13 protein-coding genes and 1 riboswitch are annotated in these 13,565 nt (G+C 43.5%); all 13 genes read right to left on the reverse strand.

Annotation, left to right across the window (positions count from 1 at the left end; all coding sequences use genetic code 11):
• Positions 1-52: 52 nt before the first annotated feature.
• On the reverse strand, positions 53-697 hold the full coding sequence (locus GON05_RS24385; protein WP_157322702.1) for a lysozyme inhibitor LprI family protein: 645 nt from the start codon (positions 695-697) through the stop codon (positions 53-55).
• 262 nt (positions 698-959) lie between these two features.
• On the reverse strand, positions 960-1,358 hold the full coding sequence (gloA2, locus tag GON05_RS24390; RefSeq protein ID WP_181646692.1) for an SMU1112c/YaeR family gloxylase I-like metalloprotein: 399 nt from the start codon (positions 1,356-1,358) through the stop codon (positions 960-962).
• Between the two features lie 70 nt (positions 1,359-1,428).
• A complete protein-coding gene (locus tag GON05_RS24395) occupies positions 1,429-2,343 on the reverse strand; it encodes an exopolyphosphatase (RefSeq protein ID WP_157322704.1) in 915 nt (304 codons plus the stop codon).
• Positions 2,344-2,475: 132 nt separating this feature from the next.
• The gene (locus tag GON05_RS24400; protein ID WP_157322706.1) at positions 2,476-2,775 is read right to left on the reverse strand and encodes a hypothetical protein; all 300 of its coding nucleotides are present in this window, start codon (positions 2,773-2,775) and stop codon (positions 2,476-2,478) included.
• Between the two features lie 103 nt (positions 2,776-2,878).
• Positions 2,879-2,971: riboswitch (cyclic di-GMP riboswitch) on the reverse strand.
• 100 nt (positions 2,972-3,071) lie between these two features.
• Positions 3,072-4,298: an MDR family MFS transporter gene (locus GON05_RS24405; protein ID WP_157322707.1), complete on the reverse strand. Its 1,227-nt coding sequence runs from the start codon at positions 4,296-4,298 to the stop codon at positions 3,072-3,074.
• A gap of 150 nt (positions 4,299-4,448) precedes the next feature.
• Positions 4,449-5,165, reverse strand: coding sequence for a 4'-phosphopantetheinyl transferase family protein (locus GON05_RS24410; protein ID WP_157322709.1), 717 nt, complete (start codon positions 5,163-5,165; stop codon positions 4,449-4,451).
• Positions 5,116-6,210, reverse strand: coding sequence for a flavin-containing monooxygenase (locus tag GON05_RS24415; protein ID WP_309492894.1), 1,095 nt, complete (start codon positions 6,208-6,210; stop codon positions 5,116-5,118). The genes GON05_RS24410 and GON05_RS24415 overlap by 50 nt, the downstream gene beginning before the upstream one ends.
• Positions 6,211-6,233: 23 nt before the next feature.
• Positions 6,234-8,684, reverse strand: a complete 2,451-nt coding sequence (locus GON05_RS24420) for a beta-ketoacyl synthase N-terminal-like domain-containing protein (protein WP_157322713.1) — start codon at positions 8,682-8,684, stop codon at positions 6,234-6,236.
• Between the two features lie 25 nt (positions 8,685-8,709).
• Positions 8,710-10,455 carry a fatty acyl-AMP ligase gene (locus GON05_RS24425; protein WP_157322715.1) on the reverse strand — a complete coding sequence of 582 codons (1,746 nt, stop codon included), beginning with the start codon at positions 10,453-10,455 and terminating at the stop codon, positions 8,710-8,712.
• Positions 10,456-10,487: 32 nt separating this feature from the next.
• A complete protein-coding gene (locus GON05_RS24430; protein WP_157322717.1) occupies positions 10,488-10,790 on the reverse strand; it encodes an acyl carrier protein in 303 nt (100 codons plus the stop codon).
• Positions 10,791-10,812: 22 nt separating this feature from the next.
• On the reverse strand, positions 10,813-11,979 hold the full coding sequence (locus tag GON05_RS24435) for a cysteine desulfurase family protein (RefSeq protein WP_157322719.1): 1,167 nt from the start codon (positions 11,977-11,979) through the stop codon (positions 10,813-10,815).
• Positions 11,960-12,340 (reverse strand): iron-sulfur cluster assembly scaffold protein, encoded by a 381-nt coding sequence (locus tag GON05_RS24440; RefSeq protein ID WP_157322721.1) that lies wholly within the window; start codon positions 12,338-12,340, stop codon positions 11,960-11,962. The genes GON05_RS24435 and GON05_RS24440 overlap by 20 nt, the downstream gene beginning before the upstream one ends.
• Positions 12,341-12,378: 38 nt before the next feature.
• The gene (locus GON05_RS24445; protein ID WP_157322723.1) at positions 12,379-13,557 is read right to left on the reverse strand and encodes a LuxE/PaaK family acyltransferase; all 1,179 of its coding nucleotides are present in this window, start codon (positions 13,555-13,557) and stop codon (positions 12,379-12,381) included.
• Between the last annotated feature and the right edge of the window lie 8 nt (positions 13,558-13,565).

Raw genomic sequence — 13,565 nt, forward strand, 5'->3', positions numbered from 1 at the left:
CTGATTTGGATACTGTAGCCTGAAAATATGAACCAACCATTGGAGCTGCTTTTTATACTTTCGATTTATAAGTAAATTCAATTTTTTCATCAATCAAATAATAATACTCATATAGTTGTATTGTCCGGGTTTTTATTCTATTTTTAGTAGCAATTTGTGTATCTACATAACCCTGAGTACCTAACAAAGGTCCTTTCTCATCTGACAAATTAATGAAGTGTTCTGAAAACTCTATTTCATTTGTTTGATACTGTACCCAGCCTCTTTGTGCTTTGATTAAGGATTCTTTGTCCTCTGCATTTAACTTGGTTAGAAGTTTTTCATAAATGTTATTTAATTCTTGATCCCAGATCCTGGTATATTTTGCTTCTAACTCAACCCAATTGGAAGTATTAAAGTCCGTTGAGTTTTGAAATTCATTATTTTCTTTTGCGTAATCCTTATCAATGGGGTTATCTCTAATAACTTTGGAAAACTGACGTTCCGGTTGATTTGATAAATAATCACTATAAACTTTGGTATCTATTGATTCTGACTCGACATCGATACTCTTGCTATTCGTACTTTTATCGATTAGAACGGTACTTTCAGTCCCTGCACTTTTAATTGGAGCACTATCTACAATATCTTTAGCTGGAGTATCACTACAGGAAGTTAAAATAACAAGCAAAAAACTGGATACAATTAATCTGTTCATTGGAGAATCCCTCCATCTACTTTCGTTCTCTTCTATTAGACGAGTAATCTTATATTTCGTTTATTTACCCAATGTTTTATCGTGTGAACCAACAAAAAAATCCCCCAACCGCTAATCCGACCCTGTTCAGTCGAGCGTTTGAGGGATTTATTTTTTCATCAAAAGCCAAATGATTATGGCCCAAAGCGGAATAGAAAGCACGATACTCCACATGCATCCTATAGCAAAGCCTAATTTTGCTTTTTGTTCATTGTTTGATACATCATCGTTCGGCATGTTCCACCAACTCTAACGGGAGTCCATCTGGGTCTGCAAAAAACGTATACCGATCACCTGTTATGGGATCAATTCGTACCGGTTCAACCGCAATTCCCTTGCTCTCTAGTTCTTTGACGCTTTCGTCCATATTTCCAACGACAAAAGCCAAGTGTCGAAGTCCTCGCGCTTCCGGCTTATCCACTCTTAAGGGAGGATTAGGGAACGAAAACAATTCAATCTGCTGCTCTGTTTCTCCTATGCGCAAATCCAGTTTGTAGGAATCACGGTCTGCCCGGTACAACTCATTTACGATCGTCATTCCTAGTAAATCAACATAGAAATGCTTCGACTGTTCGTAATTCGAGCTAATTATGGCCACATGATGAATGCGATCGATTTTCACTAACACGCCTCCCCACTCCGTAAATAAACCGCAATCCGGGAATTCCCCATCCTGCGGCTCGTTTCTTATTTTATCCGTCTAATCTCATCGTTTCAACAATTTTCTTCAAAATATTCTCTGCTTGCGCATATTCTACCTGACACGTGCCTGCTGCGTGGTGACCGCCTCCGCCATTTTGGAGCATCAAAGTCCCGATGTTCGTTTGCGAAGTGCGATTCACAATGCTGTGCCCGCAGGCAAATACACAATTTTGTTTATTACGTCCGTCCACGATCCAAATGGATACATTCTGCTCCGGATAAAGCGCGTACACCATGAAACGGTTGCCAGGATAGATGGTTTCCACGTCCCGAAGATCCGTAATGATCACGTTTCCTTCTGTATACGTATGTTTTGCAAGCATTTCACGGTATAGAGCGTCTAATTCATAATACCGTTCTACCCGCTCCTTAACGTCAGGAAGCTCCATAATTTGATCGACCGTCATCACCGCGCAGTGATCCACTAGCTCTTCCATTAGCTGATAATTACTAATTCGGTAGTCCCGATAACGTCCTAAACCTGTACGGGCATCCATGATGAAGGACAATAAATCCCAGCCCTTTGGGTTCAAAATATCTTCTTTACTGAACTGAGCCGCATCCGCTTTATCTACGCCTTGCATAATATCGTCAATATCACCGAAGGTTTCTTGCCCTCCGTAATAATCATAAACGACACGTGCTGCGCTTGGTGCAATACGGGTTTCCCCTTTGAACGCTACCTTCTCGCCCATCCGTTCAAGTTCACTGGAGTGATGGTCAAACCATAATCCACAACCCGCAACATAAGGCACATTCGCCAAAATATCGTTCTCGGTAACCTCGATCAGACCATCCTGCATATCTTTGGGATGAACGAATTTCATGTCATCGACCATGTTTAGCTTTTTGAAAAGCATTGCGCATACTAAACCGTCAAAATCCGAACGCGTAATTAATCGCATAACGCAAATCCCCCTACGAAGTTAGTACTTAAGAACTATGTATGATTATGTGTATCATTATATCAGCACCTGTCGATTTGTGACAATCATTTTGTCAGTAGAGCTTTTGGGATAAAAAAAAAAACAGTTCGCCTAGATGGGCTGAACCGTTCTTAATTTGGACGTCAAAATTTGGTAGAGTCTAGTCATAAATGCTTCAATTTGCGGCATCGGGGGCATTTTCACAGAAAGCTTAACTTCGCCTTTCCAGTAGAAAATTAAAATGCTGTTGCTTCTCCCCTGAAACATTTCAACATCCCAACACGTCTCATTAAGTGCGTACTCTTCTAAATTAATCATTAGCTTCGGTCCATCCGAGGATGGCACCAAACGGGCAACATGATTGCCGCAAAGTGATGTTACTTTTTGCTCTTCATGTAAATCAGACTGCATGCTGCTTGGTCCTCCTTTTATCCATAGTCTATGAAAGTTATGACAGAGAAAAACCCCACCATAGTGTACCGATCGGAGGGGATCTAAGTTGAATACCCAATCGTTCGGCAGCTGGCTGGCAACGAGTCCGTTTATGAACAAGGTAGCCCCTTTAGCTTTGCGTCACTGACTTTCGTCAGTTTTGCCATTGTCGAGATGTGTTGTGAATTCTTTTACAAGAAATAACTACACTCTCAAGAATAAGGGATGTTGTTTTGAAATCGTATAGTTCGCAAGAACTAATTTTGCAATATCTATCAAAAAACTTCTTTTTTCGACCTATTTTTGGGCAGTGCTTGTAGATTATTGGCGCCCTTCCAGTAAAAGAGAGATCCCGCAAGGGTCACAAAGGCGATGACCAGATACAGTGTAGTGCCTCCATACGCTACGAGCAGAAAGCCACCAACCCAAGGTCCCATAAAATGACCTACGTTGGTTAACGTTTGTGCTCCAAAATAAGTACCGCGCATATGTTCCGGCGCCAGTTTATCAATCAGCATATTGGCCGCGGGGTAATTTAATATTTCGCCAAGTGTAAAAATCGCCATGGAAATAATCATGGGAACTAACGAATGCGAAAATGCAAAGCCGATATCGCCTAACGCAAACATCAAATTGCCAATAATAATCGCTACAAGCGGCGAGTATTTATCAGAAATACGCGTAAGCGGTATTTGCATCGCAATAACCACAATGGCATTGACACTCATGAGGACAGCAAACATTTTCACACCTTCAGTGAAATTCTGCTCCAAATATTGCGATAGTGTCACCATGACTTGCGAGTAGCCGATAGCCCCTATAATTCCGCCAAGAATATAATAGCGAAACGTGACATCACGTTGAATGACCCACAATGCGGAGACAAACGTAACAGGTTGTTTTTTCTCCCCTTCTATTTGCTTAATACCAAAAACGATAAGGAGAACGTAGAGTGTAACCGCGTAGATAAAATATACGATTCCAGTCAATAGAAACGGCAGTGCCCCATCCATCGTTGCAAAAAATGCACCCAATAAAGGTCCTACAGCAACACCAACATTGATGGCCATGTATCTCATTGAAAACACACTGAGTCGCTTGGCCGGCTCGGTCAAATCCGCCATCAAAGCTTGCGAGACCGGTTCGTAAAAGGAGCGGCATAAGCCATTAAGCATGTTCAGCATCATAAACAATACTGGTAATTTCACGATACTGAAACCTACAAACACAACCGCCCATCCAAAAAGTGCAGCGAGCATGATGATGCGTCGGCCGAATCGGTCCGATAAGTTGCCCCCGATAAAACCTCCGACTGTTCCTGCCAAGGCTCCCATTCCAATTACGACCCCAATCATTACCGCGCTCATCGACGTATGTTTAGCCAAGTAAATCGCCAGAAAAGGCAGACTCATGGAAGACGCCGCTCTGGCCATGACCGTTCCCAAAATTAACGTATGTACAATCGGATGATACGAACCAAGAAAACCACGTAATCGATTCATCTGTCAGAACTCCTCTCGCTGCTAATTTACCAAAGGTTAAGAAATGAGATCAAGAACCCATTATACACGAAAAACGGTAGTTCGTGTCCTTAATTATATTTTTTTGTCGAATAAAAAAAGGACTCCCCGAAATCGAGCGGGGGCCCAGTTTTAACCATGTTTTGTGGCACCACGTGCCCATCGTATTAAGTTGTCAAAAGGAAGAATCGTCAACTCATCAGGAAAGTTATAGGTCTCACTGCAAACCGCGACATGATACGGTTTATTGCCGCTCAGCGTTTCCAATAGATAGGTTTTGCAAAAATAGCATTTATACTCATAGAAAGTTACGGCTTCACTGGCCGAGAATTCATGAAATGATACCTTCGCAAAAGGATAACCGAGGCCAACGCCTATCAATTTGACGAAGCTTTCTTTCATCGCCCAACGCTCGCAAAGGAACGCTTCCCGAGAAGAAATAGCACGATATTCCCTCTGTTCTGAAGGAGAGAGTATACAAGCCTCCAACTTGAATATACGGGAGTCTTGCTTTTCAACATCAATTCCTACTTCACAGGAAGCAAAAACAATCGCTACCCACTCCCCGGAATGAGAAATATTAAAAGCAAGATCTGGCCAGTCTCTTAATGATGGCTTACCTAATGGGCTGTATAAGACACTAGGCCTTCTATTCTCTTCCCTGTGCAGCTCATGACGCAGCACATATTGAAGTAAAATGTCTCCAACGATCATTCTTTGCTGTTGATTTTTTTGCAAACAATTTTCAATTTTCGTCCTTCTTGCTTCATCAAGATGTGAATGAAACAGCTGCCAACTATCAACTGCCGTGTGACGACAAATCCTCGTAGCCATAATCTTCAATTGCATAGTGATCCCCATATTGTGAAATCATGTGACTGATATATTTAGCATCTCGGTGTACCCAGCCGATTAAGGATGATCCTCGAGAAGACTGCCAAGGCAGACCTACAAAATATAACCCGGGAATTGACGTAGTTCCCCGCTCATGAATGATCATTTGCTTATCATTAAAAATTTCAGGAATTTGAAGCCAAGGATAATCAGACCGAAACCCGGTAGCCCATATAATCGTTCCCGCTACAAGAGAGGAGCCGTCAGCAAAAAAAATCAGTTTATCGCTCATATCAGTCGTTCTTGCCAATAACTTAACTCTTCCATTACTGATGGCGTTCCTTAGTTCAAAACCGTATAGCGGATCTTTCTTTTTAACAAATCTTCGGCCCACCCATGACTCTGGACTCTTTCGCAGAAGCCCAACCCTCTCATACCACCAAAATAAGCTTCTACCGAGAAAACGGTAGGGTAAGTATTGGATGTCATGCCCCACAGACAGGTAAACGGTCCTCTTCTGAGCGATTTCAAGCGCTATTTGCGCACCGGAATTTCCCCCACCGATCACAAGTACTTCTCCCTGTTGCGGCAGCATGCCAGGATTATTGTAATCTTTGGTGTGTACTTGAAACACTTCTGAACTTAGTGAGTGTGCAATCTGAGGAATAAATGGAGTTTGAAAGGGACCTGCTGCCACAACGATTTGTTTGGCTAACCATGTACCTTTATTGGTCGTTACGAGGAAACTCCCCAATTGATAGGTTAGTTTTGTTACCTCTGTTTCTAGTTGAATCGGAATGGCGAACTTCTCTTGATACTGCTTTAAATAAGCGGCCATCTCATCCTTAGTTGGATAGCCCCATGGATCTCCCTCTAGTGGTAACCCGGGCAAGCTGCTATACATACGAGGGGTAAATAACGTTAAAGAGTCATATCTGCTGCTCCACGAATATCCCACTTTATCACTTTGATCCAATACAACGAACTCCCGCTGCTCAGCACTTAAATAATAACCTGTCGATAGACCAGCTTGCCCACCGCCAATCACGACTATATCCACTTTTTTCAATGCTTCTCCCCCAATTAACAAAAACAAGTGATGCCGTTCGACTCCGACTCATTTTTACCCAAAGGCTTCCAGCACGAATGATGATTCCACGGGTATCCAGGAAGCATATGAGATTGTTTCTTTCGGTCTGACCACTCAGGTACTATAAGACCTTTCATAAACAATTGACCTTGTAATTGAAGCTTCCCGAGCTCATCGCTGCAGTTGCAAATCAGCATGGATTCATCTTTTCGCGGGAACCAGACGGGTGCAGATGATAAGCATAACACAACGTCCCCACGTGCAATTTTCGTCTCGGCTCTCATTGTACTGTTATAATTCCCTCGGACTAGCCGTTCAATGGCTACCGGTAACGACAATTGTCCTTCAACGACCATAGCGGTTAACTCGCCAACTCCTTCACCAAGGCAACTGAGCGGCCGTACTCCCCAACTTCGCAACATCTCAGCATGTGCAAATTGTTTCGCGAAAGTCCGCCATTCACCGAGACCATGCACCGACTCTGAAGCCATTTGAAGAAATAATTGACTCACTACAAAATAAGATTGTTGATAAATCACATCGCCATTCGTCATTTCCTCGCTTACATTGCCATTCCTCGTGTCGTGCTCAGGAAAGTAGTACACCACCCCGGGTAGTTTAGATAGCACATGACCATAGCCTTTATACGGAAGATTGCTGTCTATTGCACTCGTATACTCTTCCAACGCTTCCAGCAATGTCTCCTTGGACGTTGCTGCAATAGCAAGTCTATGTTCATGATGTTTCCTGCCCTTCAGCAAAGTGGAACAAATTGCATGAAGATCAGTTTGACTCGTGTGCTTCAGCCGATCCACATATTGTTGAGCCAAAACCGATAAACCATCTCTCCGCGAAGCAGACAGTGCGAATAGAAACGGAGAACTTTCCGATTCCCCTGGCAATCGATGAGTTGGCCTCCCAAGCACAATGTGCGCATTGGTCCCGCCAAACCCGAAAGAGCTAACGCCAGCATAAACATCGTTCCCGGATCGCAATTTCACACTTTGTGTAGGTACCACAAATGGAAAGCTCTCCTGCGGAATCTCAGGATTCCATTCCTGAAAATGCAAGTTTGCCGGAACGATTCCGTGCTTCATGATCAAGGCACATTTAATGAGTCCAGCTATCCCTGCCGCTGACTCCAAGTGTCCTATGTTGCTCTTCACTGAACCTAGATAAACAATATCGTCAATAACTTTGTCTTGAGAAAGCACTTTTCCCAGTGCTTTAACTTCAATGGGATCACCTAGATAAGTACCTGTTCCATGTGCTTCAATGTAGCCAATTTGATGAGGCCGAATACCTGCATTCTCATATGCCAGCTCGAGCAACATCTCCTGCGAGGCTTGATTTGGCGCTGTAATCCCGTTACTTCGGCCGTCTTGATTGACAGCACTTCCCGGAATAACTGCATACACTTCATCGCCATCCCCAAGAGCTTTGGATAACGGTTTAAGCACTATGATTCCGCATCCTTCTCCCCGCACGTATCCATCTGCCAGTGTATCAAAGGTTTTACAGCGATCATTTGCTGCAAGCATACCTGCCTTACTTAGGCTTGATGTGACCGTATTGGAAAGAATAACATTCACACCGCCGGCAATGGCCTGTTGGCTTTCCCCTGTCCATATGCTGCAGCAAGCTTGATGCACAGCAACTAATGATGAGGAACAGGCTGTATCAATCGCCATGCTTGGTCCTTGAAGGCCTAGAAAATAAGATAATCGATTTGCCGCTATACATAGGGCACTACCAACGACCGAATGAATATGCAAGTCCTCCGAAGTCTCAAGTTCCCGCCTTCCGTAGTCACTATTGGAAATTCCAATAAAAACACCGCTTTTCGTGTTGGCCCATGAATCCGGAGAAATTCCAGCATCCATCAGCGCATCCCAGGCCACCTCCAATAGCAAACGTTGCTGCGGATCCATACGGATCGCTTCCCGGTATGATACATGAAAGAAGGGATAGTCAAAGCCATCAATCTGATCGAGATAGCCTCCTTGCCTTTCCACTTTCATTTCACCCAGTTGCTCACGGTAATCCGGGTATTGGCTGACTGCATCTCCGCCCTGGAGCAGAAGCTCCCAAAACTCCGCGCTGCCAGATGCGTTAGGAAAGCGGCAGCCAATGCCAACAATCGCAATTGGTTCACGTCGATCTGGTTTTTCTAGCGAAGCGGCAGGTTCCAGATTGAGTTTCTGTGCTTCTGTATTTCCCTCCAAATATTGAGACAACTCGTATAAACTCGGAAAGTCCCAAAAAATGGTTGGAGATACAGGTATATTTAGCACTGCACTTAACTCACCTGAGAGAATCATCGTCTTGGATGAATCAAGACCGTAAGAGCTGAAAGGTTTATGAATATCAATTTCCTCCAGCTTTCGGTCAACCAGTTTCGCAATTTCATTTCTTAGCCAATGCATCACTTCAATTGACATCATCCCTGTATTCCTCCGATTCGGCTAGTCAACTTCGTTGGAGTTCGCCTGTTTCATACCATTTTTTCGTCAAAGCACGTTGAATTTTGCCGCTGGATGTTTTGGGAATCGTCCCTGTCCGTATCAAAATAAGATCGTTCAGGTGAATCTCACATTGCTCCCATAAGATTCTCTGGGCTGCCGCTAACACTTCGCTTTGTAACTGCGCGCTTTTCCCGCCAACATCCTCTTGTTCCTTGCTGCGACTCCTGTATTCGCGGTTGAGTTCTGCAACAACGACGATTTCTTCACTACCATCCGGACATTGCCGTTGAAAAGCAGCAAGATACTCTTTGCGTACGGCTGGATGACAATTTTGCACGGACAACTCGATATCCTGCGGATATAAATTGCGTCCATTGACAATCAAAACATCTTTGATTCTACCTGTAATATAAAGTTCATTGTCTTGAATAAAACCTAAATCTCCTGTACGCAGGAATTGTTCACCTGGGAAATGAACCAACTCGCCATGAAAGGATCGCTGCGTTGCCTCCTCATTCGCCCAATAGCCTTTAGCAACACTAGGCCCGCTCACCCAAATTTCTCCAACCGTCCCTTCGTTGCATAATAAGCCATCCTTATGGTTGACGATAACGGTACGTTGTTCGGGAACTACAAGGCCGCATGCCACAACTGCCCGAGCATTCTGAGAATTTTCAGCAACAAGTACAACTTGATCCATCTCCAGTTGATTGACATCCACCCATAATGCTGTATATGTCTGTTCCTGCTTATAGCCAGAGACGTAAAGAGTGCCTTCAGCTAAACCATAGGATGGCGCAAAGCTGGTTGCTTGAAACCCGTACGGGACAAAGGTACTAATAAATTTGTCCAATGTTCCTTTTCTAACTGGCTCAGCGCCGTTAAAAGCTAGTGCCCAACTACTGAGGTCAATATCTCCGTCTACTTCCGGATTAAATTTCTCAGCACACAGCTCATAGGCAAAGTTAGGCGCACCACTGTAAGTTGCGTGGTATTTCGTAATTGCCCTCAACCACCGTACTGGCTTTTGCATAAAACTGACCGGTGACATATATACAAGTTCACAACCTAAATATAAAGACATCAGCAATTGCCCAATCAATCCCATATCATGATAAGCAGGAAGCCAATTCACAATGCGAGTCGTTTCTGAGAGTTGAAAATACTTCGCAATTAAAGACATATTTTGCATCAAATTGCCATGGCTGACCATGACCCCTTTAGGATCTGATGTAGAACCCGATGTATATTGTAAGAAAGCGAGATCATCAATCACACAAGGCTTACAGAAAAAACTGCCGCTTGAAACCAGATGATCCGTCGCCATATATTCCAATTGTGAAAGCAACGAATTTTCCTCAGCACTTGATAATACATCTATAATCAATTTATCTGTAGATAACGCGATCTTGGTATTCGAATTATGAATAATCGCATCCAGTCTCGGTGTAGGACGCCTCATATGCGGAGGGTATGCCGGAATTGGAATAACTCCGGCATATAGACATCCCATAAATCCACAAATAAACTCCAATCCCGGAGGATACAGCAGCAGTGCCGTCTTATATTGACTTCCACGTCTATGAAGAGCTGCCGCAATAGTCATTGCTCGTTTGTTCAACTCAGCCGATGTCACACTTACTTCATGGTTTTCGCCATCAACCAAGTACGTGTACATCTTAAGATCAGGCGAAATTAATGCCCGATACTGCAGCAAATCCACGAGATTTGAATGAATGGTTGCTTTCATAATGCCGCTTTCCATAAACTCCCCCGCTCTTTCTATGAATTGGAAGATGCCATTAGATCGTATACATAAGTAGTCAGTGTATCGACGGATTGAAAATGATGGCGCAACTGATGAAGTTTCGTTCGATCAATAGGCACTCCGAATTGTTGTTCAATGCCCCCGGCAATGTAAAAGGCTTCAACGGATTCCAAACACAATCCCTCACCGAACAAAGGCGCATGATCTACGATATCTTCTGGAGAAACCCCCTTTAACTCCAAGTTTTCAATAATAATTTTTTGTTTAATCAGTTTCGCTATTTCTGCTTTGTCATAAACCTGTGTTTTTTTATCCATAGGGCCCACCTTTCCATATCGACTATTGGCTTGGCATACAGTGTAAGAAATGAGCTAATGAACGCTCCATACTTTGTAAGAAATACTGGATATCCGATTCTTCTGTAAATAATCCCATGCTAATGCGCACTGAGGAACGAATCTCCTTTTCGTCCAACCCCATTTCTTGTAAAACATAGGAGAGTTTCTTCTCATGATTTGAACTGCAAGCCGAACCTACAGAAATTGCAATACCGGAGATTTGGTCTAAATAAGCGGCTAAGGCTTCACCACGTATACCTGGAATTGCAATGTTTAAGGTATTAGCCAATGTGCGGGCTGGATCCAAGGTCCCGTTAACTCTTAGATTCGGAGCAAGTATGCTAAGTTGATTAACTAAAAGTCGCTTGTAAGCTGTCATCCTGCCATACAAGTGTTCCATCTCCGTTCGAGCTACTCGGCATGCTTCTGCTGCTCCAAGCAGTGCAATAACATTTTCCGTACCACTTCTCAGACCTTGCTCTTGTCCACCTCCGTGAATAAGCGGTTCAAGCAAATGCGCTTTATTCACATACAACCCTCCAACTCCCTTGGGACCATACAACTTATGAATGGAAAAAGATAAAGCGTCGACCCCCAATTCTTCCACATGGGTTGGAATTTTCCCGAATGCCTGAACGGCATCTGTGTGAACGAAGATCCCCTTTGATCTGGCTGCTGCAGCTATTTCCCGAATGGGTTGAATCATTCCAGTTTCATTATTGGCAAGCATAATACTTATCAATTTGGTATCCGGTCGGATTGCATTCAGTACGATCTCCGGCGAAATTGTGCCTTGCTCATCAACAGGGACAAACGTAACATCGCCACCTGCAAAACGGCACCAATATCGCAGCGTTTCCCGGATAGACGGATGCTCAATGACAGATGAAATGACATGAAAACGCGTCCCTGCCCACCGACTTAAATACCCTTTAATGACCCAGTTATTGCTTTCACTTCCACCTGAAGTCATATAAAGTTCACTAGGCTCACATTTCAATAAAGCGGCAATTTGCTCGCGTGCTGAATGTAGCGCGACTTTGGCATTTCTGCCAACACTGTGAATACTTGAAGGGTTGCCGTAAGTTTCTAATGCTTTCGTCATCACTTCTTGTACAAGAGGATGGAGTGGCGTCGTTGAATTATAATCAAAATAACGACTTATCACGGCTTGCACCCTCACGTTCATGAAAAGAATCGAATAGTTCATCCAGGATATCAAGGCAATGCTTTTGGTTAGGTTCCAGTTCACCCAGCATTTCTGCATGGCCTGCCCTAGTCATACCTGCTAATTCGTCGATTGCTTTGCCCTGTACACATTCACTAAAAATACTAGCTGTTGCGATGGAGGTGGCACAGCCATATGCTTTATATTTAATTTCCTTTATTCTACTTTCATGAAAATTCACACAAACATGTATCGTATCTCCGCAAATCGGATTTCCGATTCGGAATTCCAAATCAGGATGAATAATTTCGCCAATGTTTCTAGGATTCATAAAATGATCAGAAATAATTGCATTGTACATGTTCTACTACTCTCCTTTTTGTTAGGTTGAGTATCCCTTTATCCAATAGGGCATTGTGTAATTCTTGCTTCTCGATCGGACATGAATTTCTCCAAATTAATTGCACAGCAGCCAACTTCTGCCCCTTTGATGCGGTACATATAGTTCACGACCTGTCCATTCCTTCCGCAAGAACATGGATTTGGGTCCAAGTACACAAGATCATCCGTCAGAATAAAGCCTGGATAAGACAATGAGGTAGGATCATACACAACCAAACGTCCTGGCTCGCCATGCGTCACTTCCTGTTCTAACTTATCCAGATTGCGAATGGAAAAATGAACCCAAGGAGGAACATGTTTGGCATGATGCTCACATTCAATCGCCATGAAATTCGTTTCGACTAATCCGAACATATCTCGTACTTGCCCCTGATGGACGCCAAATATTCTAGCCATTCGTTCACGGAACTTAGACTGGTCAATTTCCCTTCCTGTAAAACTTCTCCAGCCTCCTAGGGTTATAATTTGTGTCTGCTTGTCGAGGTGAATGTGCATCTGATGCTCCTCGATATAAGCAGCTAACCTTTCGACTAAGAAGGGCGGACCGATAATATGACGGGTGTGCACATGCTGCCAATCCTTCAACTGATGTATAACTGCCTCTGCGTCAAATGCATGCCCGCTGATAAAAAATCGGTTCGAATCCAATAATCCTGAGAACATATTAATCAGCTTTACCAGTCCCATCTCAGGCATTTCCTCAGCTGATGGCGCTAAATAAACGGCCGCTCCCCCAAAAAATCCAAACATCTCGCGGAACATGGAGAAAATGCTGAGCACACTGCGGGTTAGTGTTTGCTCATCCCTCCGGGAAATACTAGGGATTCCACTAGTCCCCGTACTTCTCAACTCATGCTCTAATTCATGAATCGGTTTCGTTAATAGCAAATGAGCATTAACGTCCTTAAATTTCCCAATACCAATAGCTGGAATTGAAGCGACATCCTCGATACATTGAAAATCCGTCAATGCCACTCCTTTCTCTTTACAAATTTTGTTATAAAGTGCATTATGCATATAGTGATACTGGAAGCTTTGTTTAATCAATTCTAGTTTCATCTCGTTTTGCGACTCAGCCGGCAATTGATAAATGGACTTAATAGAAGCAATAACGCTGCCGACAGGATCTATCCCCAACCTCACCGAACTTTCAAAAAACTCACGATACGTAGACATGTTCAGCC

This window comes from Paenibacillus anseongensis (assembly GCF_009757995.1).
GTDB classification, from domain to species: Bacteria; Bacillota; Bacilli; order Paenibacillales; family NBRC-103111; genus Paenibacillus_E; species Paenibacillus_E chondroitinus.

What these genes read in the sequence shown, in the direction of transcription:
- GON05_RS24385 (WP_157322702.1), bottom strand. Translation starts at nt 697, where the DNA reads ATGAACAGATTAATTGTATCCAGTTTTTTGCTTGTTATTTTAACTTCC.
- GON05_RS24395 (WP_157322704.1), bottom strand. Translation starts at nt 2,343, where the DNA reads ATGCGATTAATTACGCGTTCGGATTTTGACGGTTTAGTATGCGCAATG.
- GON05_RS24400 (WP_157322706.1), bottom strand. Translation starts at nt 2,775, where the DNA reads ATGCAGTCTGATTTACATGAAGAGCAAAAAGTAACATCACTTTGCGGC.
- GON05_RS24405 (WP_157322707.1), bottom strand. Translation starts at nt 4,298, where the DNA reads ATGAATCGATTACGTGGTTTTCTTGGTTCGTATCATCCGATTGTACAT.
- GON05_RS24410 (WP_157322709.1), bottom strand. Translation starts at nt 5,165, where the DNA reads ATGCAATTGAAGATTATGGCTACGAGGATTTGTCGTCACACGGCAGTT.
- GON05_RS24420 (WP_157322713.1), bottom strand. Translation starts at nt 8,684, where the DNA reads ATGATGTCAATTGAAGTGATGCATTGGCTAAGAAATGAAATTGCGAAA.
- GON05_RS24425 (WP_157322715.1), bottom strand. Translation starts at nt 10,455, where the DNA reads ATGAAAGCAACCATTCATTCAAATCTCGTGGATTTGCTGCAGTATCGG.
- GON05_RS24430 (WP_157322717.1), bottom strand. Translation starts at nt 10,790, where the DNA reads ATGGATAAAAAAACACAGGTTTATGACAAAGCAGAAATAGCGAAACTG.
- GON05_RS24440 (WP_157322721.1), bottom strand. Translation starts at nt 12,340, where the DNA reads ATGTACAATGCAATTATTTCTGATCATTTTATGAATCCTAGAAACATT.
- GON05_RS24445 (WP_157322723.1), bottom strand. Translation starts at nt 13,557, where the DNA reads ATGTCTACGTATCGTGAGTTTTTTGAAAGTTCGGTGAGGTTGGGGATA.